The sequence below is a fragment of the Aquimarina sp. 433 genome (assembly GCF_054054605.1).
This window is the reverse complement of record NZ_JBSWZK010000010.1, coordinates 75,648-101,730: the sequence shown is the minus strand read 5'-3', so window position 1 is coordinate 101,730 and position 26,083 is coordinate 75,648. Positions and strand designations below refer to the sequence as shown.

The 26,083-nt window shown below is 32.8% G+C and carries 24 protein-coding genes; 18 read left to right on the top strand and 6 right to left on the bottom strand.

Translation table 11 applies throughout. The features are described 5' to 3' along the window. The first annotated feature begins 72 nt into the window (after nucleotides 1-72). Nucleotides 73-1,005: a GNAT family N-acetyltransferase gene (locus ACWNT5_RS19160; RefSeq protein WP_456518297.1), complete on the top strand. Its 933-nt coding sequence runs from the start codon at nucleotides 73-75 to the stop codon at nucleotides 1,003-1,005. A 50-nt stretch (nucleotides 1,006-1,055) separates the two neighbouring features. On the opposite strand, the gene ACWNT5_RS19155 is transcribed toward ACWNT5_RS19160, so the two are convergent. Continuing rightward, nucleotides 1,056-2,204 (bottom strand): glycosyltransferase family protein, encoded by a 1,149-nt coding sequence (locus ACWNT5_RS19155; protein ID WP_456518296.1) that lies wholly within the window; start codon nucleotides 2,202-2,204, stop codon nucleotides 1,056-1,058. Nucleotides 2,205-2,382: 178 nt separating this feature from the next. Between ACWNT5_RS19155 and ACWNT5_RS19150 the strand changes: the two genes are divergently transcribed. From ACWNT5_RS19150 to ACWNT5_RS19135, 4 genes are read left to right on the top strand one after another with little or no spacing between them, the layout of a single operon-like run. Continuing rightward, a complete protein-coding gene (locus ACWNT5_RS19150; RefSeq protein WP_456518295.1) occupies nucleotides 2,383-3,504 on the top strand; it encodes a DegT/DnrJ/EryC1/StrS family aminotransferase in 1,122 nt (373 codons plus the stop codon). A gap of 1 nt (nucleotide 3,505) precedes the next feature. After that, complete coding sequence (locus ACWNT5_RS19145) at nucleotides 3,506-4,795, top strand: O-antigen translocase (protein ID WP_456518294.1); 1,290 nt, start codon at nucleotides 3,506-3,508, stop codon at nucleotides 4,793-4,795. Next, nucleotides 4,773-5,909, top strand: coding sequence for a glycosyltransferase (locus ACWNT5_RS19140; protein WP_456518293.1), 1,137 nt, complete (start codon nucleotides 4,773-4,775; stop codon nucleotides 5,907-5,909). Before ACWNT5_RS19145 ends, ACWNT5_RS19140 begins: the two co-directional genes overlap by 23 nt. After that, on the top strand, nucleotides 5,879-6,322 hold the full coding sequence (locus ACWNT5_RS19135; protein ID WP_456518292.1) for a sugar 3,4-ketoisomerase: 444 nt from the start codon (nucleotides 5,879-5,881) through the stop codon (nucleotides 6,320-6,322). Before ACWNT5_RS19140 ends, ACWNT5_RS19135 begins: the two co-directional genes overlap by 31 nt. Here the strand turns inward: ACWNT5_RS19135 and ACWNT5_RS19130 are convergent. Further along, nucleotides 6,305-7,255, bottom strand: a complete 951-nt coding sequence (locus tag ACWNT5_RS19130) for a glycosyltransferase family 2 protein (RefSeq protein WP_456518291.1) — start codon at nucleotides 7,253-7,255, stop codon at nucleotides 6,305-6,307. The genes ACWNT5_RS19135 and ACWNT5_RS19130 overlap by 18 nt on opposite strands. Continuing rightward, nucleotides 7,255-8,133 carry a glycosyltransferase family 2 protein gene (locus ACWNT5_RS19125; RefSeq protein ID WP_456518290.1) on the bottom strand — a complete coding sequence of 293 codons (879 nt, stop codon included), beginning with the start codon at nucleotides 8,131-8,133 and terminating at the stop codon, nucleotides 7,255-7,257. The genes ACWNT5_RS19130 and ACWNT5_RS19125 overlap by 1 nt, the downstream gene beginning before the upstream one ends. Before the next feature lie 59 nt (nucleotides 8,134-8,192). Between ACWNT5_RS19125 and ACWNT5_RS19120 the strand changes: the two genes are divergently transcribed. Beyond that, entirely contained in the window at nucleotides 8,193-9,023 is an 831-nt protein-coding gene (locus ACWNT5_RS19120) for a 2OG-Fe(II) oxygenase (RefSeq protein ID WP_456518289.1), read from the top strand. A gap of 14 nt (nucleotides 9,024-9,037) precedes the next feature. Here ACWNT5_RS19120 and ACWNT5_RS19115 read toward each other — a convergent pair whose 3' ends face one another. Genes ACWNT5_RS19115 through ACWNT5_RS19105 form a run of 3 tightly spaced genes read right to left on the bottom strand, consistent with a single transcriptional unit; the run spans nucleotide 9,038 to nucleotide 11,439 of the window. Beyond that, a complete protein-coding gene (locus tag ACWNT5_RS19115; protein WP_456518288.1) occupies nucleotides 9,038-10,009 on the bottom strand; it encodes a class I SAM-dependent methyltransferase in 972 nt (323 codons plus the stop codon). Beyond that, the gene (locus tag ACWNT5_RS19110; RefSeq protein ID WP_456518287.1) at nucleotides 10,009-10,752 is read right to left on the bottom strand and encodes a class I SAM-dependent methyltransferase; all 744 of its coding nucleotides are present in this window, start codon (nucleotides 10,750-10,752) and stop codon (nucleotides 10,009-10,011) included. The genes ACWNT5_RS19115 and ACWNT5_RS19110 overlap by 1 nt, the downstream gene beginning before the upstream one ends. A gap of 3 nt (nucleotides 10,753-10,755) precedes the next feature. Then, the gene (locus ACWNT5_RS19105; RefSeq protein WP_299610167.1) at nucleotides 10,756-11,439 is read right to left on the bottom strand and encodes a cell division ATP-binding protein FtsE; all 684 of its coding nucleotides are present in this window, start codon (nucleotides 11,437-11,439) and stop codon (nucleotides 10,756-10,758) included. Between the two features lie 132 nt (nucleotides 11,440-11,571). On the opposite strand from ACWNT5_RS19105, the gene ACWNT5_RS19100 reads away from it, so the two are divergent. From ACWNT5_RS19100 to ACWNT5_RS19045, 12 genes are all read left to right on the top strand, one after another. Next, entirely contained in the window at nucleotides 11,572-12,993 is a 1,422-nt protein-coding gene (locus ACWNT5_RS19100; protein WP_456518286.1) for an MBOAT family O-acyltransferase, read from the top strand. 2 nt (nucleotides 12,994-12,995) lie between these two features. Then, on the top strand, nucleotides 12,996-13,925 hold the full coding sequence (locus ACWNT5_RS19095) for a hypothetical protein (RefSeq protein WP_456518285.1): 930 nt from the start codon (nucleotides 12,996-12,998) through the stop codon (nucleotides 13,923-13,925). 179 nt (nucleotides 13,926-14,104) lie between these two features. Then, nucleotides 14,105-17,122, top strand: a complete 3,018-nt coding sequence (locus ACWNT5_RS19090; protein WP_456518284.1) for a tetratricopeptide repeat protein — start codon at nucleotides 14,105-14,107, stop codon at nucleotides 17,120-17,122. Nucleotides 17,123-17,149: 27 nt separating this feature from the next. Then, entirely contained in the window at nucleotides 17,150-18,895 is a 1,746-nt protein-coding gene (locus ACWNT5_RS19085) for a TonB-dependent receptor (protein WP_456518283.1), read from the top strand. Between the two features lie 82 nt (nucleotides 18,896-18,977). Then, nucleotides 18,978-19,796: a M23 family metallopeptidase gene (locus tag ACWNT5_RS19080; protein WP_456518282.1), complete on the top strand. Its 819-nt coding sequence runs from the start codon at nucleotides 18,978-18,980 to the stop codon at nucleotides 19,794-19,796. Nucleotides 19,797-19,809: 13 nt separating this feature from the next. Continuing rightward, entirely contained in the window at nucleotides 19,810-20,148 is a 339-nt protein-coding gene (locus tag ACWNT5_RS19075; RefSeq protein WP_456518281.1) for a hypothetical protein, read from the top strand. 523 nt (nucleotides 20,149-20,671) lie between these two features. Then, the gene (locus ACWNT5_RS19070) at nucleotides 20,672-21,208 is read left to right on the top strand and encodes an SRPBCC family protein (RefSeq protein ID WP_456518280.1); all 537 of its coding nucleotides are present in this window, start codon (nucleotides 20,672-20,674) and stop codon (nucleotides 21,206-21,208) included. A 210-nt stretch (nucleotides 21,209-21,418) separates the two neighbouring features. After that, nucleotides 21,419-22,444, top strand: a complete 1,026-nt coding sequence (locus ACWNT5_RS19065) for a sensor histidine kinase (protein WP_456518279.1) — start codon at nucleotides 21,419-21,421, stop codon at nucleotides 22,442-22,444. A gap of 60 nt (nucleotides 22,445-22,504) precedes the next feature. Continuing rightward, nucleotides 22,505-23,203: a LytR/AlgR family response regulator transcription factor gene (locus tag ACWNT5_RS19060; protein WP_456518278.1), complete on the top strand. Its 699-nt coding sequence runs from the start codon at nucleotides 22,505-22,507 to the stop codon at nucleotides 23,201-23,203. Nucleotides 23,204-23,654: 451 nt separating this feature from the next. Next, nucleotides 23,655-24,299 carry a hypothetical protein gene (locus ACWNT5_RS19055; protein WP_456518277.1) on the top strand — a complete coding sequence of 215 codons (645 nt, stop codon included), beginning with the start codon at nucleotides 23,655-23,657 and terminating at the stop codon, nucleotides 24,297-24,299. 30 nt (nucleotides 24,300-24,329) lie between these two features. Continuing rightward, on the top strand, nucleotides 24,330-24,734 hold the full coding sequence (locus tag ACWNT5_RS19050; RefSeq protein ID WP_456518276.1) for a DUF6326 family protein: 405 nt from the start codon (nucleotides 24,330-24,332) through the stop codon (nucleotides 24,732-24,734). Nucleotides 24,735-24,974: 240 nt separating this feature from the next. Further along, nucleotides 24,975-25,568 carry a hypothetical protein gene (locus tag ACWNT5_RS19045; protein ID WP_456518275.1) on the top strand — a complete coding sequence of 198 codons (594 nt, stop codon included), beginning with the start codon at nucleotides 24,975-24,977 and terminating at the stop codon, nucleotides 25,566-25,568. The last annotated feature ends 515 nt before the right edge of the window (nucleotides 25,569-26,083 follow it).

The window sequence follows — 26,083 nt, the reverse complement described above, 5'->3', positions numbered from 1 at the left end:
AATCCTATGCTCAATAGTGGGAAGTGATTTGTAAAACGCTTAATATTCGTTTCAACTTTCAAAATATACAATTTGTCTACCTACGTAATTAAGAGATATCATAAAGACCATTATTCAATCTGGAATAGTTTTATTGATACTGCTAAGAATGGTACATTTCTTTTTAAAAGAGATTTTATGGAGTATCATTCGGATCGGTTTCAGGATTTTTCTTTACTGGTTTTTGATCAGGACAAGTTGATAGGAGTATTTCCTGCAAATGTAAAAGATACAGAAGTATATTCTCATTTGGGGCTGACATATGGAGGTCTAATTTTGAAAAAAAGAATAGGAGGAGAAAGAGTAAAGAATATGGTTCATCAGATCATAGATTTTTTACGATTACATGATATAACAGATCTATATGTGAAATCGATTCCTGTATTTTATCATCAACAACCATCTAATGAATTTCTTTTCTTTCTTTCAGAATTAGGAGCTAAACGCTGTAGGCGAGATTTAAATCTTGCGATAGATTATCAGAGACCTTTCGCCATACATAAAAGTAAATTAAAGAACTATAAGAAAAGAGCTGAATTAGGTTTTGAAATAAGAGAAGAAGACGATTTTTCTGTTTTTTGGAATCAGGTGTTAAAACCAAGATTGAAAGAAAAGCATGGTACGAAACCTGTTCATACCATAGAAGAGATTCATTTGCTTAAACATAATTTTCCAAAAGCTATACAGCAATTTGTCATTCTTTTAGATAATGAAGTATTAGCAGGAATAACCATTTTTAAAACCAAAGAAGTGGTGAAATCTCAGTACGGAGCAGTTACGGATAAAGGAGAGACACATAGAGCTTTAGATTTTCTTTTTATTTCATTGATAGAAAAGTATAAAAATGAAGGCTATCGCTTTTTTGATATGGGTACTGTAACTGATAATAACTACGGATTATTAAAGCAAAAAGAAGAGTTAGGTTGCGAAATTTATACGCAAGATTTTTATCGACTTAGTCTTTAAATATAACTTACTCTAGAAGTAGCTTTTGTTTGTCTATAGATGTATTGATATTAACTGCTATATTCTTTCCAAACATCAGCATATCTCTTCGCTATCTCCTTATAATGATGCTCTTCTTCAATAAATTTCCTTGCGTTTTTACCTATTTCAATAATTTTTTCTGGATTAAGGATTAGTTCTTCAAGGTTTTTAACAATTTTAGCACTGTCTGGAGATGTGTCGATAGCTACGATTTTGTTTTTTAAATCGTAGTGCTTTCTAAAATCTTCTCCAGCACCAGTAAAAACAACTTTTCCCATTGCCATAGCTTCTAGTGCATTATACCCTTGATCATGTGCTTGTGCCTGGTCTAAGATAATATGAGCAGATAAGAAATGTTTGATATATTCATTATAAGGTAGATCTTTTGTAGTGATGATTTCTACTTTGTGATTATATTTTTTCAAAATAATTTCTAGTGCTTCTTCAAAATAACGATTTCCTTTTTTTAAGTAGTTAGTGCTGTTTATGCCATGTAATATTTTGATGCTATCAAGGTTTGGTTCTTGCATTTTAATCAAATCACTATTTACTGGATTCGGAATCATGGGTAATGCCTTGTTAGTATTTCGGTAGGCCATGTCGTATTCTACACTTACTGGAATAACTCCTTTTATATACTTAAATACATAATCGTGTATTTTTTTTTGCTCTTTAGATATTGCTCTAAGTGTATATCGATATTCTTTTTTGAGTCCTGGGTTTTTTAGTAAGGGGCTTAATGTGCTATAAGGAAACTTTCCTGCCAGAGAATAAGAAATATAGCGATAGTCATCACCACAAGCTAATAAGTATACATGATTATTATTCTCAAAAAGAAATTTTAATAACTTCTTTTCAAAATAGTTTCCAATGTTAAATGGAGTTTCATTAATTAATTGAACATAGTCATAATTCTTTAGGATCCCTTTATTTCTATTAAACTTAATAAGTGTTTCTAAAGATGCTAGATCAATTTTAAAAATTAAAAAGAGTAAATGTCTAAGCTTGTTTAAGAAGAAATTATTCTTGATAAAAGTTCCATCAATATTAATATCAATAGGGTATTTTTTAAAGAAATCTCCATGACCTATAATTGTAACTTTATGACCATTTTTTAACAACCCTTCTTTTAGCGAATTGTGTAATCGACTATATTCTCCAACTAGCAATATTTTCATTTATATCGAGTTCATTCTGTAAAAGAAGGTATTAAAAAATATACTCCATTTTTATGGGCTTACATAAAAACAAATATCTTTGCTGTAAAGGTATTTTTAATACTTTAATAAAAAAACAGAAAGCCTACCAAATTATTTTGCTAAGAAGTAATAAAATTGGTTTCATACTTTTTAGATAATGACAAACGCTAAACTATCAATTCCGTTTATAGATTTACCTAAGATCAATAAGCGTTATCATGAAAAATTTAAAAGTGTTTTTGCGAATTTCCTAGATACTGGTATTTATATAAAAGGCAACTATGTAGAGATGTTCGAAAAGTCTTTTGCCACATCCTGTGGAGTAGATTATTGTATAGGAGTTGGTAATGGGTTAGATGCACTAACTATTATACTAAAGGCGTATATCGAATTGGGTAAATTGCGCATTGGTGATGAGGTAATTATAGCGGCTAATACTTTTATAGCAACGATATTGTCGGTTAAATATGCTGGGCTGACTCCAGTATTAGTGGAACCAGATGAGTATACCTTTAATTTAGATGTAAACCAACTAGAAAAGCATATAACTCATAAGACCAAGGTTATTATCCCAACTCATTTATATGGTCAGTTAGCAAATATAGAAGCAATTAAAAGAATAGCAGAGCAACATGATTTATTGGTAATTGATGACGCTGCCCAGGCTCATGGCGCTCAACATAATGATACAAAAGTAGCTGGTAGTTTATTTCATGCATCTGCTTTTAGTTTTTATCCTGCAAAAAACCTTGGAGCGTTGGGTGATGCAGGTGCAATAACTACAAACGATGGGGATTTAGCTCATATTACAAGATGTCTAGGTAATTATGGTTCTTCAGAAAAATATCGAAATGAATACGCTGGAGTAAATTCTAGATTAGACGAATTGCAGGCAGCCTTTTTATTGGAAAAGCTGGCATATCTTGAAGAGGATAATACATGCAGAAGATCGATTGCTAAACGTTACCTTTCCGAAATAAAAAATGAAAAAATTAAGCTTCCATTCTGGGATCAGTCTAATAACCATGTTTTTCATCTTTTTGTGGTGCGAGTAGAGAACCGAAAGGACTTCTTCAACTATTTAGAAGAATCAGGAGTAGGTTATCATATCCATTACCCAATTCCGCCTCATAAACAACTGGCACTACAGGAGTTTTCTGGGCTTTCTTTACCCATTACGGAAAGAATTCATAATGAAGTAGTGAGTATTCCTCTTAATGTAAGCTTAGAAACCCATGAAATTGATTATATCATACAAGTATTAAATCAATACCAATAGCGTGAACTCCTATTTTCATAAGCTTAAAAACAATGTGTTAATTAAAGTTAGTTCTTTTAATGCTATCGGTGTGGCCGTAAAGATGATTACGGGTATGATAAGTTTAAAAATTGTTGCCGTTATTTTAGGACCAGAAGGGTTAGCGTTAATGGGGAATTTGAGGAATGTACTTACTTCTATTCAATCAGCCGGAACTGTAGGCTTATATAATGGAATTGTAAAATACGTTGCGGATTTTAAGGATGATAAGGAAGAATTGAAGATGGTGTTGTCTACTTCTTTTGTATTATGTTTCTTGGTTACCATTTTTCTTTCTGTCTGGTTATATATAGATCCGTTTTTTTGGAATAATCTGGTTTTTGGCACCAAATATTCATATGAATTTGTATTCAAAGGAGTGGCTATCGCATTACCTTTTTATACGGTTAATATGCTATGTCTCGCCATCATTAATGGCAATTCCAAATATAAAGTGTACATAGTGATTAATATTATCGCTAGTATTATTGGATTGTTGATTACTGTTTTTATGGTATGGAAATATAGGTTAGAAGGTGCTTTTTGGGCAATCATTATAAATCCGGCAGTTGCATTAATTATTACAATGATTTTATATCGGAAAGAGCTTTTGGATTTTGTTAGCTTCGATAAACCGTCTACAAAATATACGATAAAGTTGAGTTCTTATGCTATTATGGCCTTAATCTCAACAACGGCATTACCTGCGATTTTAATTAAAATTCGAAACCATATTATCTATAATGAAGGTGTGGCAGAAGCGGGATATTGGGAAGCAATACAGAACATAAGTGCACAATACATGTTGTTTATTACCACTTTACTTACGATTTATTTATTGCCAAAATTGACGGAGATAAAAAGGAGTAAAGGTTTTAGGACAGAAGTGATCAGCTTTTATAAAATAATATTGCCAGTTTTTGTAGCTATTTTTTTAGTAATTTATATTTTAAGAAATGTAATTATTAAAATTTTGTTTTCTCAGGAATTTGAAGTGATGGAACCATTATTCCTTTGGCAGCTATTGGGTGATATTTTTAAAATAGCTTCTTTAGTGATTGCGTACCAGTTTCTGGCAAAGCGAATGTTTTGGTATTACATCATTACAGAAATTATTTCACTTACGTTTTTATATGTAGTTAGTGTATTTTTAATTAATAAATATGGTTTTGTAGGAGCTTCGATAGCGCACTGTTGCAATTATATTTTCTATTTTCTGTTATTGATACTAGTTTTTAGAAAATCATTTTTTGGACCCGATAGAAGTATTTGATATAGAAATGGAGAAAGAACGTAAAATAAGGATATGTATTATGGTTTCTTCTCTTGGAATTGGTGGAGCAGAGCGGTCCAGTGCTATACTCTCCAGAATGTTATCAGATGTTGGTTACGATATTACAATCGTGAGTATTTTAGATCATGTTGTATATAACTATAAAGGTGATTTAGTTAATCTAGAGAAACTTACAGCTATACGGAAAGGATTGCGCAAAAGATGGGATAAATTTGTGATTAGTAGAAAATTGATCAGTAAAAACAAGTTTGATTATATTATCGATGCTGCTCCTAGACCAAGCTGGTTTAGGCAATGGTTCATAAATACATTTGTGTATCAGAAAACGGATACGATCTTCGTAGTACATAATTATAACCTTAGTAGTTATTTTCCTAATAGTTCTTTTTTAGGAAAAAAGCTATACCAGAATTCATATGAATTGGTGGGCGTGTCCAAAGAATCAGTACTCCATTTTAAAAAGAAGTATCAACTTCAAAAGGGGAGATGTATCTATAATGCTTTTGATGAAGAATACTGGAATAACTTAGCAGATGAAGAGGTAAAGGTTCCATCTGAGCCCTATATATTATCTTATGGGAGAATTACTGATGAATCAAAAAATTATAAATTCTTAATCCAATCCTATACAACTTCTCGATTACCACAAAAAGGAGTAAAACTCTACATTATGGGTGATGGTCCAGATAAAGAGATGATACAAAATCTTGTACGTTCGTGTAAGATGGAAGAAAATATCATCTTTTTGGGTTTTTCTGATAACCCATTTCCTTATATTAAAAAAGCGCTTTTTACGACTTTAACTAGTAACTATGAAGGTTTTCCAATGGTTTTAGTAGAGTCTTTAGCCATGGGAACGCCTGTTGTATCTGTAGACTGTAAGTCGGGACCTTCTGAAATCGTGGTTACAGGGGATAATGGTATATTAGTGCCGCTTAAAGATCAAGAATCGTACAAGAATGCTCTGAACAAAATGATAGAGGATGAAGAGTTCTATAATCAGTGTGTAGAAGGAACAAAAAAGAGTGTAACAAAGTTTAAAATTGAAAATATCGCACCGCAATGGCAAGCAATACTTCCTCCGAAAATATAAAAGTAACCAATATGGTTAATGACTGTTTGATTATGGAAATCCCCAATATTAAGGATCCCAGAGGTACTATTGCAGTGATAGAAAAAGAAGTAATTCCTTTTGATGCTAAAAGGGTGTATTATTTGTATGATGTGCCAAGTGATGCAACTAGAGGAGGTCATGCTCATAAAGAGTTATATCAATTTCTTATCGCCATCAGTGGTAGTTTTGATGTGATTTTACATGATGGAACAATCCCCAAAAAGGTTACTCTTAATAAACCAAATAAAGGTTTATTGATCAAACCTGGGATATGGAGAGAATTAGAAAACTTTTCTTCGGGTGCTGTTTGTTTGGTTATTGCTTCAGAAATTTTTAAGGAAGATGATTATATAAGGGATTTTGAAAAATTTAAATTATTCAAAAGCAGATAATTTAATACCTGTATTTAGAAGTATTTTGTTTTTAATTGACCTTATTAAAAGATAAAGATTCTTCGGACTGTACAATAACATTTTCTGCTTTGCACTTAAATTTCGAAGATCAATACCATCCTTATATTTTCTAGCAGTTTTGTGATCTCCAGCAGCTTTATATAGTAAGGATATAGCATACCTGTTTTGGTCTAAATATTTCTTAAGACTTATGTTGTTTATTTCTTCTTGTTTAAATTTTTCGAAATCTAAAAATTTTCTTTTTAATGTATTTGTTTTAGAAATTCTATTGGTAGCATCTAGGTGATATGTAGCTGTGATAAAGGTAGCAAGAGCAACTTCATGTGCTAAAGCGATCCTAATCCAAAGATCAGTATCTTCTCCTGCTCCATGCGTGATCGTAGTGTCAAAAACACCTATATCATCCAATACTTTTCTGGGAATAGCGCATGCCGAAGTCCATATAATTGCATCGATGATATTAGAATGAAAAAAATCTTCTACCAGTTGGAAAGTTTGACCTGTTGAATCTATATTTTTAAAATTAGCAGGAAAAATAGCAGTGGGACTATATCTTTTTTCATAAGAAGTAGCAAATATTCCGGCCTCAGGATAGGTTTGATATAGTTTCGAAAGTATTTCGAGATGATTTGGGTACCAAAAATCATCAGCATCTAAAAAAGCGATAAGGGTACCTGATGCTTTTTCTATTCCTAAATTTCGTGCTTTGGAAACTCCTTGATTAGGAGTTGCATAATATTTTATCCGTTTGTCAGCATATTGCTGTACAATCTTTTCACTATGATCAGTGGATCCGTCATTAATGATAATAAGTTCATAATCATCGTATGTCTGATGAAAGACAGAATCTAATGTGGCAGAGATACTATCTGCTTTATTATAGAGAGGAACGATGATCGAGAAAAACGACACTATTTTTTGTTTTTGATAAAGCAAAAATAACCTAAACGATAAAAATCATAACATAAAATAGAGGGATTAGATGATTTTAAGTTCCTTGTAAGACTGCCCCTAAAAGTAAGAAATACCCATTTGACTAATTTATCCAAATGTATTTTGCGAAGTAAATAGTACAATCTAGATACTTTATATCGATCAGGAGTAAGTTTATTCTTATTGATTAATTGGATTAAATTTTCGATAGCGTATTCTGTTTTAGTAATAAAGGTGTCAGCATCATCGTTGGCATCATGAATCACAGGGTTTTCAATATAGTTGATGGTGAAACCTTTTTGAATAATTGTATCAAAAAACACAACATCTTCACACCCATATTTTGTAAGAGTTTCATCAAACAGAACCTTATTAAATACCTCTTTTTGAATTAGAAAATTTGAAGAACATACGATAGGTCTTTTATCATTTTGTTTTTTAATTACAGCTTCTCGTTTTTTTGTATAGACCCATCGAAGTTTATAAGGTTTTTCAGGAGGTTTAGGTAGATATGTCATTCCTCCTGTTACTACTTTATGATGGATATTCTTTAAATATTTTTTAATAAAGTTATGATGAGAGGGAAAAGTACCTGCATCAATAAATAAAAGATGATCAAAAGTAGCTTTTGAAGCTAGTAAGTTTCGAATAGCACTACGTCCTATATTTTTGGGTAATATTTGATAAGTGCATCCAGCTAATTTATTAATGGTATTGTTTTCCTCAAAGGAAACATTCGAATGATCATCTAGTACAATTATTTCAAAAGCAATATTACAATCAGAAACCTGTTTATATAGTTCTTGAACGAGGGTAAACGCATTATAATTATAAACGGGAATCAAAATTGACAACATTATGGATGCTTTACTAGAAGTTTATAATTATTTTTAGGACAAATTTGTAATTGGGATTAATGAATTACCTTACCAGAGATAAAATTGCCGAATTAATTCTTTTAAAGCTCAAAGATAATGAAGAAGTTTTAAAAACACATTTTGACCAAACAAGTCAGAAAATAGGGTATTTCTATATAGATAATTTACTTCCTGATGATATCGCAAAAGAAATTTTTGAAAAGTTCCCTTTAACGAAAGATGTACAAGTCAAACGAAGTATTAGAGAGTACAAGTATGTAGCAGCTCAGATGAATAAATATGATCCGCTATTGGAAGAAGTAATCTATGCTTTTCAGGATCAAAAAATTGTTGATTTTATTGCTGAAATTTGTGGATATGTCAATGTAGTACCAGATGAAAACTTGTATGCTGGTGGTATCTCCATGATGGGTAAAGGAAACTATCTCAATCCACATCTAGATAACTCCCATGATAAAGATGTGGAATTATGGCGTGTACTTAATTTGCTGTATTATGTAACACCAAATTGGGAGATGGATAATGGTGGAAATTTAGAGTTATGGCCCGATGGACTCAAAGAAGCTCCTATTACTGTAAATTCTAGTTTTAATAGATTGGTCATTATGACTACGCATAAAACTTCTTGGCATTCTGTAAGTAAAGTTACTGCAGATCATGTTCGTTGTTGTATTTCTAATTATTATTTTTCGACCTCTCCTGTAGGTTCTAAAGGAGATTTTCATGTAACTACCTTTCGGGGTAGACCAGGACAGTTTTTTAGAGATAAAATATTAAAGCTAGATTCTTCTATACGAATGGGAGTTCGTAAAATATTTAAAAAAGGAATTCGAGAAAATCCGCATGTATATAAAAAAGAAGATTCTTAATAAGAAGAAATATTCTAAGTATTCTGATAAATACCAAAGACAAAATCACTAGAATGGTTTTTTATGTAAGTATCCTCATATTCAAAAAGTTGATCTAATATATCCTCTTTTTCTTTATTTAATGTCACAAAATGATGTGCAATATCCTTCAGTACATTAGGCAATAGGTTGCCTCCATATGAGGCTTCATAAATAGTCTTATAATGTTTATGAATAGAAGGCATGATTTGAGAAGAATCTACACATTCAGACGGATCTGCCAAAATCATCCGTATCATACCAGAACCATAAAATTTATTTTTATAAATATTTAGCTTAAACCTCTTTCTATACGATCTGGGAATCGATTGTAATGCAGTGTTTGTTGCTGTTATTTGATGTTTTGGAAATTGTAATCGATCAGCACCAACAAATTCATTGATAATTAATTTTCCATCACTTTTTAAAGTCTTCTTTATCTTCTTGCCTACAAGGTTTTCAATATCCTTAAAATGATGTAAAGAAGCATGAAAAAGAACTATGTCGAAATAATTTTCTGGGAATTCATATCTGTATAGATCCTGAATCTGAAAATGAATAGACTTTAATCCTTTTTCATTAGCTATTTTTCGAGCTTGATCGAATAGGACTTCATTAATATCTAAACATAAGATTTCTTTAAAATTATCATAACCAGCAAACGTAAGTTCATGACTACAAATACCGCTTCCTAGCGAAAGCATTTTTAAATCTTTGTGATCACTTAAATAATTTTGCATCACGAAATCCTCATATTCTAAATTAGGATCTCCAGTGATTAGGAGATTCCAGCGTTTTTGTACTTTAGGAATAATCCACCAATTTGCCGAAGAGATATCTAATTCGTTAAACGCACTTTTTGTTCTTTTGATGGCATTTAGATTTAGTTTAGACATTATAAATGGTAGGCCACGTTGTCTAAACTTGGTATAGGTTTCTATAATATCATCGAGAGTAATTAAACGCATTATTTGGTGACTTCTAATATGATTTCTTCTGTAAGTAAACCGTTCGTGGATGGATCAGTATGATCACTAGTAAATTCTAACGATTGGATGTTTGTAAAATTACTTTCTTTTAATCTATTTTTTAATCCTTCTACAGAATATACGCGTACATGATCTTCTTGTCCAAAATGATGCAATCGTTCATTAGGATCTTTGATGCTCGGATCTTCATAGATCTCACCATCTTTAAAAGGGGTTTGAATTAATAATATTCCGTTCGGTTTTAGAACACGATACAACTCACTCATTGCTTTTTTATCATTTTCTATATGCTCTAAAATGTGATAACAGATGATAAAATCAAAGAGATTGTCTTCTACAGAAATAGCAGTGATATCATATTGAAAATCTGCGATAAACTCATTTTCGAAATCTGTACTAAAATAAGATATACTTTTATTCTTTTTCAGTCTTCTATATAATGATCTGGAAGGAGAGAAGTGTAATACATTTCCTTTTAAATCAAATTTGTCTAGTAATATTTTATAAAGCCTTCTGGTTCTGGATAAACTACCGCAGTAAGGGCATATTTTTTCTCCAGTATCTAAAACAATAAATTTTCTGAGATGGGCATTGCAAATATTACACACATGGTTTCTACCATAATATTGTATTGCGAAAGGGAATCGAATTATTTCTTCATACCGAAATAAAAGATCTTTGGGGATGATTTTTTTGAGAACTTCTTTAACACGTTCATACATATACTATCCCTTTCGTTGCACTACTTCAAAAACCTTATTGCCTTCACATTTTAGGGTTTTCGAAGGATATTTTAATAGCAATGCGTAATCGTGTGTAGCCATTAATATGGTATTACCGTTTTTATTGATATCCTGCAAAACTTCCATAACTTCTACAGAAGTTTGAGGATCCAGATTACCAGTAGGCTCATCTGCCAAAATTAATTCAGGATCATTCAATAATGCACGAGCAATAGCAATACGTTGCTGTTCTCCTCCAGATAATTGATATGGGAACTTAAAATCTTTTGTTTTCATCCCTACTTTATCTAATACATCATCAATTTTACTATCCATTGCTTTTTGGTCATTCCATCCAGTTGCTTTGAGCACAAATAATAGATTCTCTTTTACAGTTCTATCATTTAGTAATTTAAAATCCTGAAAGACAATCCCTAGTTTTCTTCTTAAAAAAGGTATTTGACTTTCTTTTAAGGTACTTAAATCAAAATCAACGATACTACCTTCACCTTCAACAAGAGGAATGTCTCCATAAAGCGTTTTCATAAAACTACTTTTTCCAGTTCCAGTTTTTCCGATGAGATATACAAAATCACCTTTGTTCACTTCTACATTTACATCAGATAAGATGAGATTTTCTCGTTGATAGATAGAAGCGTTTTTAAGACTTAAAACAGGATTAGACATATGATGAAATTCTTAGTTTAGTAATATTTAGTAAAAGTATAAAGTTTATGGAATATTGTATTTATTAAAAATGTTTTTTTATCCACGTTGATTTTGACTAATTTTCCCAAAGAATTTATATGCGTATACATTTTGCAATTTAACACGGTCGATTTTGCGTTATTCTTTCCAATCGTTTTTACATTGTATTGGTTTGTGTTTAATAGCAGTATTAAGATTCAAAATGTATTTCTTCTTATTACCAGCTATATTTTTTATGCTTTCTGGGATTGGCGTTTTTTATCCTTAATTTTTTTAAGCTCTATTATTGATTTTTTAGTTGCCAGAAAACTTAAAAATAGTATTGGAATTCGAAGAAAAATACTTTTTGGGATTAGTGTTTTTTGTAATCTGGGAGTATTATTCGTTTTTAAATATTTTGATTTCTTTTTAGAAACGTTTGTGGATGCCTTTTTGTTATTCGGAAAACCAATTTCTTATACATCTCTACAATTAGTACTTCCTGTGGGAATTAGCTTTTATACGTTCCAAACATTAAGTTATACAATCGATGTGTATCGAAAACGAATAGAGCCAACAGATGATGTGGTCTCTTTTTTTGCCTTTGTTTCCTTTTTTCCTCAGCTTGTTGCTGGTCCTATCGAACGGGCTTCTAATCTTCTTCCACAATTTAAAAAGCGAAGAATATTCAATATAGAAAAAAGTGTAGATGGATTGCAACTCATTTTAGGCGGGTTATTTAAAAAAATGGTAATTGCAGATAATTGTGCGTTAATCGTGAATAATCTGTTCGAAAATTATACAGAGTATTCTGGTAGTACACTGTTTTGTGGAGCTATATTTTTTGGTTTTCAGATTTATGGAGATTTCTCGGGTTATTCTGATATCGCTATAGGAACAGCAAGACTTTTAGGGTTTGATTTAATGAAGAACTTCAATTTTCCCTATCTGTCAAAGAATTTGATAGAGTTTTGGAGAAGATGGCACATCTCACTATCCTCTTGGTTTAGAGACTATGTATATATTCCTTTAGGAGGAAATCGAGTTTCTAATGTTAGATTAATTGGTAATATTTTGATCGTTTTTGTGGTAAGTGGTTTATGGCATGGTGCTAATCTTACGTTTTTAGCGTGGGGGTTGATACATGGAATATTCTTAATCCTTACGATATTTTTGCTAAAACATTCGAGAATTAAAGCTTTTTTGCAGACTCAGAAATCTGTCTTGTTTGATATACTAGGCATAGGAATTACATTTTTTATTGTAACCATGGCTTGGGTGTTTTTTAGAGCCGAAACAATAACGGAAGCTTTTCAATACCTACAAGGAATCTTTTCTACTTCATTATTTTCTTTACCTCAGGGAAATAAATGGTTTTTGTTGTTCTTAATAGGATATATGCTAATAGAATGGCTCCAGAAAAGAAGAGAACACCTGTTAGATATTCGGCATATATTTTCGAAATCAATTCGGTATTCTATTTATTATGCTGTAGTGTTTTTAGTGCTGTATTTTGGAGGTAATCTACAAACCTTTATTTATTTTCAATTTTAATGATGAAGGTTTTTCTAAGAAAAATACTCGTTTTTTTTATTCCTATTATAATCGTTTGGGGAGCCCTAGAATGGTTCTATAGAACGGTACCTTCTAATTACACCTATAAGCATAAGATCATAAAGGAACGATACAACGAAATTGAGACGTTGATTTTGGGAGATTCCCATGCTTTTTTCGGTGTTAATCCTTCTTATATAGATACAGAAACATTGAATCTGGCTAATATTAGTCAGAGTCTGTATATGGATCAATTACTTTTTGAAAAACACAAAGACAGTTTGCCCAATCTTCAAAATGTAATCATTACTGTTGGGTACTATAGTTTAAGTAAATTAAAAAATACAAAAGGAGAGATATGGCGTAAATATTTTTACCAAAATCAAATGGATTTAGAAATACCTATCATCTCTCCTTGGGATGTGAAACAATATAGTTTAGCATTAACCAGACGACTCAATAAATCCATTTCTTTAGTGCATGCATATCTCGATGAAGGTACGATCATAGGATGTGATGCTAAGGGTTGGGGTGATTATTATGATAGTACCAACGGACAATCATTAGATGTCGAAAGTTGGGGAGCTGCAAAGCGACATGAAGATTTTTTATTCGATTTTAGTGAAAATATAGGTAGGCTACAAGCAATCATTGATGCTTGTAAAAAGAAAAATTGTAATGTATATATCGTAGATATGCCGGTATATCATGGATACGTATCGTATTTGAATCCAGATAAATTAGAAAAGGTTACCAATTCATGTAAAGTACTAGAGAAGGACAATGAAAATGTTCGATACATTAACCTACGCCAAGACTACAGGATAGAAGATTCAGATTTTTACGACCCTGATCATTTAAACCATAAAGGAGCAAAAAAATACACCCAAATCATAAATCAATTAATATCTACATCAAAAAATGATCGTTGATGTAATTATCTTTAAAATATTTCGTTATTAGTATGAAGATTAGGGTATCTTTAACACAAAATTTATTCGCGGGAAACGATATTTACTTTAAGAAAATTTGGTCAAGGCAAACCTTGAAATTTCTATTAAACATGAGCGCTGGTAGTTGCCAGGTTCTAAACGTTAAAAGAAATAATTACATGAACAAATACATCACTTTGATGCTTTTTGTGGCAATCCTATCTTCAAAGATTTCTGCTCAGCAATCAGCAATTTACACTAATGAATTAGTGCTTTATAATCAAGCACTAGAATTGTATAATAACAAACAATTTTTGGCTGCTCAAAATTTGTTTGATAAGGTAAGAGATGCTGTAGATGATGAAAATATCGATGCAGAATGTACGTACTACATTGCCAACTGTGCTGTTTGGTTAAATCAAAAAGGAGCAGATGATCTCATGGAGGAGTTTGTGGTGCAATATCCAACCAGTATCAAACGTAACGCAGCCTATTTAGATGTTGCTAATTATTATTTTGATAACGGAAAATATGCCTATGCACGTAAATGGTACGATAAAGTGGATCAGGGTAATATGAGCCGTTCTGAAAAAGAAAAGTTCAATTTTAATAATGGGTACGCTTATTTTAAAATTCAACGTTTTAATGAAGCCAAAAAATTCTTGACTCAGGTAGAAGAAACAGATGAGTATGGAGCACAGGCAAAATATTACTTAGGTTTTATTGCTTACGAAGGAGATAATTATCAGGAAGCAGACAAGCTTTTTGATGAGGTAAAGGACTTAGATAAATACAATAAAAACTTGTCGTATTTCCAGAGTGATATGAATTTTAAATCTGGAAAATTTCAAGAGGCGATTAATGACGGGTTAAGCCAATTACCTAGATCGAAACCTTCCGAAAAATCAGAACTTCACAAAATTATAGGAGAGAGTTATTTTAATCTTGGAGAATACGATAAAGCCATCCCACACCTAAAAGCCTATAAAGGAAGAAAAGGAAAATGGAATAATACAGATTATTACCAGTTAGGGTACGCTTATTATAAAGGAGGCGATTATCAAAATGCGATTTCAGAATTTAATAAGATTGTCGATGGGCGTAATGCAACCGCACAGAACGCATATTATCATTTGGCAGAATCGTATCTAAAGTCAGATCAAAAGCAGCAGGCATTAAATGCATTCAAAAATGCTTCAGAAATGGATTTCGAAGCAAAAATTAAAGAAGATGCATTGTATAATTATGCCAAGTTGAGTTATGAAATCGGAAACTCTTATGAGAGTCCTTCTAAAGTACTTTTGTCATATGCCGAAGCATACCCAAATTCAGAGTTCCAAGATGAGATTCAAGAATTATTAATCAGTTCTTACATCACTTCTAAAAATTATAAAGAAGCGATGGATCTATTAGAAGGTAGTCGTAATTTTGAGGATAAAGTAGTATACCAAAAAGTTGCCTTTTTAAGAGGAGTAGAATTGTATAATGAAGCCAATTATGCCGAAGCAAAAAAGTATTTCGATAAGTCTTTAGCACAACAGACCGATCCTAAATATACTGCCAAAGCTATCTATTGGAAGTCTGAATGTGATTATTTACAAGGTAATTTTGAAGAAGCACTCATCGGGTTTAAACAGTTCAAAGGACAAGAAGGTAGCGTTGGTACGAATGAAAATAATGATATAGATTATAATATAGGATATACTTATTTTAAACTAAAACAATACCCACAAGCGGCAAATTCTTTTGATAGCTATGCTAAAAATAGCGGAATAGACGAAGTTCGATTGACTGATACTTACTTACGATTAGGAGATAGTCATTTTATTTCTAGTAAATATTGGCCTGCAATGGAAGCTTATAACAAAGCCATCAAAAAAGGAGGGGCAGATGCTGATTATGCACATTATCAGAAGGCGATTAGCTATGGATTTGTGAAAAAGAATGATAAGAAAATCAGCGATTTAGAAATGTTTCTAAAAAAGTATACCAGATCAACATATCGCGATGATGCTATGTTTGCTCTTGGGAATACGTATGTGGCGGAAAACAAAACTCAAAGAGGTATTGATGCATACGATAAATTGATTAGAGAGATTCCAAGAAGTTCTTATGTGCCTAAAGCATTGCTAAAACAAGGGTTGATCTATTATAATGGAGACCAAGGTAATAAAGCGCTGTATAAATTTAAAAGAGTAGTAGCAGACTACCCAGGAACCGAAGAAGCGATTCAGGCAGTGAATACGGCTAGATTAATTTATGTGGATTTGGGGAGAACAGATGAGTATTCTAGTTGGGTAAAAGGCTTGAGTTTTGTAGATGTAACCGATGCAGATTTGGATAATACCTCATATGAAGCTGCCGAAAAGCAGTATTTAGAGAATAATGACAATGCTGCGATTGCAGGATTTCAAAAATATTTGGATGAGTTTCCAAATGGGATTCATGCGTTAAAAAGTCATTTTTATCTGGCACAATTATTTTACAAAAAAGGAGATAAGCAAGCAACCATTCCGCATTATGAATATGTATTGCAAAAAGAACGAACAGAATTTACGGAGCAAGCATTGGCACGATTATCTCAGATACATTTAGAAAACCGAAGCTACGAAAAAGCTATTCCTGTCTTAGAAAGATTAGAAAAAGATGCCGATTTTCCGCAGAATATCATTTTTGCACAGTCAAATCTTATGAAATCACATTATCAGTTAGTGCATTATCAGGAAACGATTGCTTATGCAGAAAAGGTATTAGAAAATCCTAAAATTCAGAATGATGTAAAAAGTGATGCGCAGATTTTTATTGCCAGAGCTGCGCTACAAACTGCTGATGATGCCAGAGCCAAAAGAGCCTATGCCGAAGTTAGAAAAATAGCAACTGGAGAATTAGCAGCAGAAGCACTATACTATGATGCTTATTTTAAAAATAAAGAAGGAGATTACAAAGGTTCTAATGAAACAGTACAAAAATTAGCAAAAGATTTTTCGGGATACAAATTATACGGAGCCAAAGGTTTGGTCTTAATGGCTAAGAATTTCTACGGATTAGAAGATGCCTATCAGGCAACCTATATTTTAGAAAGTGTGATCAAAAACTTTGTAGACTATCCTGATGTGATTTCCGAGGCACGATCAGAACTCAAAAAGATCAAAGCTGAGGAGGCAAAAACAAATTCATCTATCAAAACCGAACAATAATAATCAGTTATAAACGATTTTCCATTTATGTCTAGATATATTAAGAAATTATTTTCTTTTACCTGCGTAATCGCTTGCAGTATTTCATCATTATTTGCACAGGAAGAAGAAGAAGAGACTATAGAAACAGAACGAGTAGTAATCGTAAAAACATACACGCCAACGATTAGTGATGCGTTTAAGGTAAAATCTACGCCAATTTTAGACGATTCTGTTACACAAAAGAAAAAGCAATTACGATATAGTATTTTTTCGGTTCCTGTTGCATCTACCTTTTCACCTGCAAAAGGAAGAGCTGCTAATATCGATAAGCCTAAAAAAATACCATTATATGATAACTATGCAACCTTAGGTTTTGGAAATTTCACATCGGTATTGGCGGAGTTTTATAGTAATTTTCAGTTAAATAGAACAGACAATATCGGTTTGTATTTACATCATAATTCTTCGCAAGGAGGAATAGAAGATGTCGTATTGGATGATAAATTTTACAATACGTTTTTAGATCTTAATTATACATCACGTACCAAAGATTTTACATACGGAATAGAAGTAGGAGCGGAGCACCAATTATATAATTGGTATGGGTTGCCAGATATTCCTGTATTAACCCAAGAACAAATTGATGCAATTGACCCTCAACAGAATTATTTTGGGGCCAAGTTGGGGGGTAAATTGCAATTCGATGACCTGTATTTTAAGAGAGCCTCTCTAAACTATCGCTATTTTGGAGACGCTACCAGTACTGTAGAGCATCATGCCATTTTTAAACCTACATTCGAGTTTGAAATCGTAGACGAATTAGTAACTACAGATTTTATTATTGACTATTTAGGAGGTGGATTTGATAGACCTTTAAACTTAGCATTACAAACACCAAATGACTTTAGTATTCTAAATTTAGGAGTTCAACCAAGTTTGGTCGTATTACGAGATAATTTAACTTTAAATCTGGGTGCGGCAGTATTTTTTAGTATCGATAGCCAGAATAATGATAATGATTTCTTTATTTATCCAAAAGTTACAGCATCGTATAGATTACTAGATGAGACGGTTATTGCTTATGGAGGTTTAGAAGGAGGGCTACAACAAAACACCTATAGAGATGCGGTGCAAGCAAATCCTTATGTGTCACCAACGCTATTTTTAACTACCACACACAATCAATTCGATGCCTATGTAGGTTTCAAAGGAAAACTATCTGATGTAGTAAGCTATAATTTTAGAGGTGGTTATGCTTCTGAAAATGATAAACCTTTATTTGTAAACAACAGACCAGAAGTAGTACAATTAGAAGGGTTCGATTTTGGCAATTCTTTTTCATACAGATACGATGATATCCTAACCTTAAGTGGATATGGAGAATTAAATTTTAATATCAATAAGAAATTTAAACTAGGGATTACCGGAGAGTACTATAGCTATAATACAGATGATGAACAAGAAGCTTGGAATTTACCAGAATTAAAAGCGTCTGCATTATTGGATTATCAGATCACAGATCAGTGGTTTGCAGGAGCACAACTGTTTTATGTTGGTGAGCGAAAAGATATTAATACTGCGGTTGCCTTTGTACCACCAACACCAGAAGCAACAGTAACTTTAGATAGTTATTTTGATGCCAATGTAAATTTGGGCTATCGATTTAATGAGAAACTATCAGTTTTTGTAAAAGGTAATAACCTGGCAGGTCAGAACTATGAACGTTGGGCAAACTTCCCAGTGCAAGGAATCCAGGTATTAGGAGGAATTACCTATAAGTTTAATTATTAATATAATCGTTCTACAAAATCAAGATTCTTTATTAGCAATTCCCAAATAAAAGCAGTATTTTATTCTGGTAATTGGAAAAGAAATGAATAGGAAGAATGTAATTTGTTGGGTGCTATCGTTTTATTCGATAGTAGTTTTTTCACAGGAAAATTTTAGAGTGTATTATCAGGAAACAGATGATGGATATAAAATTCTTGCTGATAATGGTGAGTTTTGTCCGGTTTCTGTAGAGATTGATTTTGAGATTGAAAATCTTACTTCTAGTATTGGCGATATTAAAATTATAGAGGTTCCAGAACAAACTACACAATTTTATATTGCAGATCTTACGGTGGTAGATAGAAAAAAGGCGTTACGCTTAGGATTTAGTGTACGCTATAATCATGGAAATCACTTACAAGAAGACTATGATACTGATTATGCGTATCATCTTCCTTTTAAGAAGGGAACGGAGCATATGGTTACACAAGGGTATAACGGTACCATTTCGCATCATAATGAGAATGCATTAGATTTTAGAATGCCCATAGGAACTCCTATTTATGCTGCCAGAGAAGGTAAAGTTGTTTTGGTAGAGCAGAGTTTTAACAAGACATGTACAGGAGAAGATTGCGCCAGATTTAATAATTATATTTTGGTATATCACTCCGATGGTACATTCGCAGAATATACACATATCAAAAAAAATGGCGCTATCGTAGCTTCTGGAGATCTCATAGAAAAAGGACAACATATCGGTTTTAGCGGTAACGTAGGTTGGTCTACAGGTCCGCATCTACATTTTATTGTTTTTCTGCAACGGTTTAATGATCGAGAAACCTTACCTACAAAATTTCTGATCGGGAATGGAAAAGAACTTACCCAATTACAAGAAAGAAAAACCTATCGCAAAGCATATTAGTTAGTGAATATCTATGAATAAATTTATCCTTGCGTTATTAGTAGCGTTTATTAGCCAATCAATAATATCGCAACGTGCCTATAATTTTGATTATATGATGGCGTATACATATCAGGAATCTTTAGAAGGTCCGATTAAAGTACAAGCGGTATTTATTAATTCTAAAGATAATAGGTACCATTTAATTTTGCAAAACGACGGAAATCCTGATTTTGAATTTAATTTTGTAGATCACGAAAGAAAGTTTGAAACTTTTTTTTCTTTGGAAAAATCTTCTTTTCTAAATGCCAATAGAATTAATTTAGATTGTGACTTGGTCAAAAGAATTGGTACACCTATAGTACAATACTAAATTTGCCAAAAAATACTTTTTCGAAATACAAAAGGATACTGTAATTCGGGATACAGCATATAACCACATTGTTCTGAAGAGAAGAAATCCTAAAAAACGGAAGAAAAATTGGGAGATACACTACATTACTCATAAGACCGAAAAGTTTGAAAAACCTTTTATAGGAAACCATAAAGTATACTTAATATGGCAACAGATAATAAATAAAGAAAAATTTAATTTCGATGTTATAAAAGAGGAGTATAGTCTTAAAAAAGGAAAGGAAAAAGCGTTTGTGTATAAGTTTACCGAAATGAGAAAGATCACAAATAAGTACATCTATATTCCTGATGACTGTGATTATTCTAACTAATGTTTGTCGAGCATGTTTGTCATTGTTCGGATGTTTAAGTGCCTTATTAAATATCAACATATAACATTCATTTACTTTTGGACCTCATTTCTTCAACCTTCAGAAAATCAGTATATTTATAAAGAGAATCTTTCTTATACATAACACCACCACTAACCAATACATAACATTATGAAGTATTTAAAATATCTACTGATTGCTGTAGTAGCCATCGTATTGATCTTTTTTGGAATAGGACTTTTTACTTCTTCCGTTTCTTACGAGAATGAAATTGTTGTCAATAAACCGGCAAACGAATCTTGGGCCGTAATGTCTGATGAATCTAATCTACCCAAATGGATCGAAGGTTTTCTAAGAACAGAACATGTTAGTGGCACACCTAATACAGTAGCTGCGGTTTCTAATGTATATATCGATGAAGGTGGAGAAGAAATGATGATGACAGAAACCATTACCGCTATGAAACCAAATGAACTTATGGCCATGGTTTTTTCAATGGATTTTATGGATATGGAGTATGAAATGTCTTTTGATGAGGATAATGGTAAAACTACCATAACTTCTAAATCAATGGTAAAAGGAAACAGTCTGATGGCTAAATCCATGATCGCTTTGATGAAAAGTGGTATGAAAGCACAAGAAGATAAAAACTTAGCAGCGCTTAAAAAACTAATCGATGATAATACCAAAGAATATACTTTAGAATAGTCATACAAACTCTTATTTCCAGTTTTGCAGACAAATAATGCCACTTTGCAGAATATTATGTATAGTTATAAATTAAAAGATGATTTTTGTAGTAGTAAATCACCTCAGTGGTAAAACCAAGTAGAGTTGAATTGAAAAAAAGATGTAGAGGTGTAGGCAAGCCTGGAACATTTAGATCTGGATTATCGAGTAAACTTTTAGCTATTCATCGTGAAGAAGTCAATCATTATTGGATTACAAATTGGATTTTGGTTATGCTATTTGGTATTAACCGTTATCTTGGTGTATCTCTCAGTAGCAAGTGAGGGCAATGAAATCGTGGAGCAAATGATGGTGCGATCTTTTTATTTTTCGATCATTCCATCCGTTATTTCTTATTACTCATTTTATTTTTTGGTATTCCCCAAAATTCGAGAAAAAAGAATACTGCTGTCGATCATATATGCCATTGCCTTTTCGATTGGCGCAGCCTTCATCGGAAATGTATTGATCTATGTATTCTTAGGAAAAGAGAGTTTAACAGGAGCTCAGGAATCGGTTACCGTAGGTATCGTGTTTATTTCTTTTGTCAGTTTTATCGTTGGAGTGATCGGATTAGTGACCAAAGGATTTATTACTTGGTATGAAGAATTAAAAGTGAAAGAAGAGCTGAAGCAAAAAAACCATGAAATGGAAATGGCTTTGGTAAAATCACAGCTGGATCCCCATTTTTTATTTAATACCCTTAATAATATTGATATTCTGATTCTTAAAAATGCAGAAGAAGCTTCCAAGTATTTAAATAAATTATCGGATATCATGCGTTTTATGCTCTTTGAGACAAAAACGGATAAAATACTTCTCAACAAAGAACTAGAGTATATCGAAAAGTACTTGGCACTACAAAAGATAAGAACAGCCAATGAGCGCTATATCAATTATCAGATAACAGGTTCACCAAAGGGTAAAGAAATTGCTCCGATGGTGTTTCTTCCTTTTATTGAAAATGCTTTTAAGCATACTTCTAATAAAAAAATAGACAATGCCATTACGATTCATATCTTTATAGAAGAAGGAAGCATTCGGTTTGAATGCGCAAACAAGTTCAATCCTAATAGGAAAGTAACTCATATGAATCATGGATTAGGAAATGCACTGATCGAAAAAAGATTAGCACTGCTGTATCCCGAAAAACACATTTTAGCTATCGTAAAAGAAAAAGAAGAATATAAAGTACGTTTGATAATCAACGAGTAAACTATTGAGTAGCATGTAAAACTCAATTATCGAGTAACATTTTAAAGAATTGAATCACGAATGACACCATATTCATGCATTATTATCGAAGACGAACCTTTAGCACTCGAAAGAACTAAAGAATTTGCAGAGAAAATCCCTTTTCTCAACGTTGCAGCTACTTTTGATAATGCATTAGATGGTCTCGCTTTTTTAAAAGCAAATACTGTAGATGTGATCTTCCTGGATATCAATATGGATGAATTATCGGGGATAGAACTGTTAGAAAGCTCAAAGATTGCGAGTGAAGTAATTATGACTACTGCCTATCAGGAATATGCCTTAAAAAGCTTTGAGCTTAATGTTACGGACTACCTATTAAAACCTTTTACCTTCAATAGATTTTTACAAGCGGTGAATAAAGCGCAGGAAAATCTAGAAAATAAAACCCAAAAGCAACAACCGGATTTCATTTTTGTAAAGACCGAAAACCGATTAGAAAAAATCAATCTTGCAGATATTTTATATATCGAAGGAATGCGAGATTATCGCCGAATACATATGCCAGATAAAAGAATTATGACACTGCAAAATTTTAAAGAATTTGAGCAGATCATTCCTGCTAGTTTGGTTTGTAGGGTTCATAAATCCTATATGGTTTCTATTAGTAAAATTGATTCCATCGAACGAAACCGAATACGAATCGGTGAGCAACTCATTCCCATTTCCGAAACCTATAAAGCTTCCTTTTTTCAGCAAATCAGTACCAGTAAATGGTAAGGTTGTGGTGATTAGAATTCATATCAATTTAAGGCTAGAGATAAAAACCCTTTTCAGCGTTGGGATTTGACGTTCCAAAGCAGCGCTTTGAATTTTTTTTCATCAGTGTAAGATTTGTTTCGTTTCTTTATTGCATCCGACGAGGTAACGAGAGGAATGCATCGCAAAAGAAATGACAAGAGGTTGAATTTAAAACGAATTCCAAATGTTTAATAACTAATTCATAAAAGCGTCAATTCGAGTGATTTTTCGTAATGGAGTGAAGAAAAATTGTATCGAGAATAGCTTTTATTCTCAACGATAATTGTCATAAATCCCAAAACCTTTTGCAGATAGAAAATCCGCTTTTGCAGAGACATATCTCCGTCTTGCATAGTAAAGTTTTATAACCATTCACTTCACTAGATATTTGCTTCAGTATTAATTGTGTAATCCATTAAAAAATGAAGTAATGAGAACTTTACGAATCAAATTAGTGTTATTCATCATCGCCACAGTATCCGAGTTGGCAGCGCAGGTATCAATTCCAAACGGAGATTTTAATCAGTTCGAAATGATCCATTGTCAAGATCAGGAATATGAACTGCCAGTAGGATGGAAAGAGCATCCTAAAAATGAGCGTTGGAGACAAACGTATAACGAAGGTTTTGCCTACAAATATGAATTACCAGATGCTAATAGAACTGCTTTGGCATTGCATAGAGAATATCTAGCACAGACCAATGAAATTATGACTAGTTTTTTTGTTACTGAAAATTTTGAATACCTACAATTGACTGGACGCTATAAATTTTCAGGATCGGATATCGATGAGGCAGAAGATGTATTGCGAATCATTGTTATTTCTTCGGAAAAGATGATCCACACGATCTCAGATAAAGATTTGGAAGATGCTCATATTTTGGATATCACCACGCCCAATGCACAATTCGATAGGTTCTATTTGGAGATCGACGAGATCCACAAGAATGCCTATGTCACCATTGCGATTCAATTAATATCCGGTAGCGATGATAGTTTTTATTGGGGGCAATCTAATGCCGTATTAGATGATCTCAAATTTATAACGAATCATCGCATCTCAGCCATACACTAACATTTTAATCCATTTAAAAAATACAAACAGATGAAAACAAACACTATAGACCCAAGAATATTATTATCCACCTTGTGGATTGTCATTCTATTTAATATGATCGTAAGAGATCTACACGAATTTTTGCGTGAAGGATATATCGAGCATATGATGACACTTCAGATACCAGAAGTGAATATGTTGGTATATGGTTTCGTATCTCAGATTCCCATTTTAATGATCTTATTATCCAGAATATTAAAAGACAAAGCCAATACGTGGTACAATACTGTTGCAGCGGTTATCACATCACTGGGTTTTCTAAGCACATTACCTAACGCAGATATGGATGATATCTTTTTTGTAGTGATCGAAAATATACTGCTACTCGTAATCATCAGAGTTTCCTGGAAACTATCCAATCCACTCTCAAAACCAAATAACGAGTTGTTATGATAAACTTAATAGGAGTTTAATGCCACAAGATTTATGTCAGTCAGAGTGATCCGCTTCGGGCGGATTGTATCGAAGACAAGTAAATTTTGAAAAACAAACAATGAATCGGAGCACTGAGCTGGAAATGGCCTATCAAAAAGAACTTTAAAACTCAAGGTGTCACACTGAGCTTGTCGAAGTGCTGTCAAAGTGCTCTCGAAGCGCGAAGAAATGTAATCAACACAAACAAAAAACAATCATATGATACATATAAAGAAACTATTAGTAATCGCATTACTGCTATGGATGATAGCAATGAATGCACAACAACAAGATCGTTCCTCATTTTTTGTGGGATACGAAACCTTTGAAATGACGATGAACAAGTTCCAGAATTTTGCCGGAGAAGTAGGCTATCGTTTTAATGAAAAACACCAAATCCGATTGATGATCGGAGAGGTGAATCTAACCGAAAGGCATTTATCTAGTAAATGGGAATCTGCAGCGGTGGATGGCGACAATGTAGAAGGCTATTTTCGGATTTACGAATTGTACTATGATCGGTATTTTGGAAAGCGCAAGAACTTTTATTACAGTGGCAGTGTTGCCTATGTAAAAGATGAGTATAACCATCTGATCTCTACCAATCGCTTGGTAAATGAAACTGCCACGGTAGGAGTTGCGATTGGATACCGAAAAGAAAATATATTTGGCATCAAACATTTATATACCAATATCTCTATCCCTTTTCGGTACTATTTTAATAACATCCCAGAAACACAGTGGGAAGGCGCTACGATCAACGCACATCGCTTCGTAAACAACTTTTGGTTTTTTATCGGCTATCAATTCTAACTCCAACCACCAATCGATCACTGAGGTGTAACACTGAGCTGACACAAAATTTACGTCAGTCAGAGTGATCCGCTTTGGGCGGATTGTATCGAAGACAAGTAAATTTTGAATAACAAAAATGAAGCGTCGTGCTGAGGTGTCACACTTAGACATCCAATAAAAGTTTTATTCAGTATAGGTATTTAACGTAATGAGCTTGAAATGGCCTATCAAAAAGAACTTTAAAAATCAAGGCAGCAGCGAGGGCTTGGGGGTGAAAAACTGTTTGAGCGATAGCGAGTTTTTTTCATCCGTGGCTGAAGGTGGCGTAGCATTTTCTTAAGTTCTTTTTGTAAGCCTAGACTTTTTTGTTTTGTCACACTGAGCACTTCGACAAGCTCAGGACAGCGCCTGTTGAAGGATTGGCAATGAAAAAAAGAAAAGAAGCTCCATCAAAGTGAATTAGATAAAATTTAAATTCATGGTATCGATATGAAAAACAATGTTTTATAAAACACGGCAATGGTAGCCTGTCG

Bases quoted from the DNA above. Each gene is read 5' to 3' on its own strand.
- ACWNT5_RS19070 (WP_456518280.1), top strand. From the start codon at position 20,672: ATGAAGTATTTAAAATATCTACTGATTGCTGTAGTAGCCATCGTATTG.
- ACWNT5_RS19125 (WP_456518290.1), bottom strand. From the start codon at position 8,133: ATGTTGTCAATTTTGATTCCCGTTTATAATTATAATGCGTTTACCCTC.
- ACWNT5_RS19095 (WP_456518285.1), top strand. From the start codon at position 12,996: ATGAAGGTTTTTCTAAGAAAAATACTCGTTTTTTTTATTCCTATTATA.
- ACWNT5_RS19120 (WP_456518289.1), top strand. From the start codon at position 8,193: ATGAATTACCTTACCAGAGATAAAATTGCCGAATTAATTCTTTTAAAG.
- ACWNT5_RS19115 (WP_456518288.1), bottom strand. From the start codon at position 10,009: ATGCGTTTAATTACTCTCGATGATATTATAGAAACCTATACCAAGTTT.
- ACWNT5_RS19050 (WP_456518276.1), top strand. From the start codon at position 24,330: ATGAAAACAAACACTATAGACCCAAGAATATTATTATCCACCTTGTGG.
- ACWNT5_RS19155 (WP_456518296.1), bottom strand. From the start codon at position 2,204: ATGAAAATATTGCTAGTTGGAGAATATAGTCGATTACACAATTCGCTA.
- ACWNT5_RS19090 (WP_456518284.1), top strand. From the start codon at position 14,105: ATGAACAAATACATCACTTTGATGCTTTTTGTGGCAATCCTATCTTCA.
- ACWNT5_RS19060 (WP_456518278.1), top strand. From the start codon at position 22,505: ATGACACCATATTCATGCATTATTATCGAAGACGAACCTTTAGCACTC.
- ACWNT5_RS19150 (WP_456518295.1), top strand. From the start codon at position 2,383: ATGACAAACGCTAAACTATCAATTCCGTTTATAGATTTACCTAAGATC.
- ACWNT5_RS19085 (WP_456518283.1), top strand. From the start codon at position 17,150: ATGTCTAGATATATTAAGAAATTATTTTCTTTTACCTGCGTAATCGCT.
- ACWNT5_RS19055 (WP_456518277.1), top strand. From the start codon at position 23,655: ATGAGAACTTTACGAATCAAATTAGTGTTATTCATCATCGCCACAGTA.
- ACWNT5_RS19080 (WP_456518282.1), top strand. From the start codon at position 18,978: ATGAATAGGAAGAATGTAATTTGTTGGGTGCTATCGTTTTATTCGATA.
- ACWNT5_RS19105 (WP_299610167.1), bottom strand. From the start codon at position 11,439: ATGTCTAATCCTGTTTTAAGTCTTAAAAACGCTTCTATCTATCAACGA.
- ACWNT5_RS19045 (WP_456518275.1), top strand. From the start codon at position 24,975: ATGATACATATAAAGAAACTATTAGTAATCGCATTACTGCTATGGATG.
- ACWNT5_RS19135 (WP_456518292.1), top strand. From the start codon at position 5,879: ATGGCAAGCAATACTTCCTCCGAAAATATAAAAGTAACCAATATGGTT.
- ACWNT5_RS19075 (WP_456518281.1), top strand. From the start codon at position 19,810: ATGAATAAATTTATCCTTGCGTTATTAGTAGCGTTTATTAGCCAATCA.
- ACWNT5_RS19110 (WP_456518287.1), bottom strand. From the start codon at position 10,752: ATGTATGAACGTGTTAAAGAAGTTCTCAAAAAAATCATCCCCAAAGAT.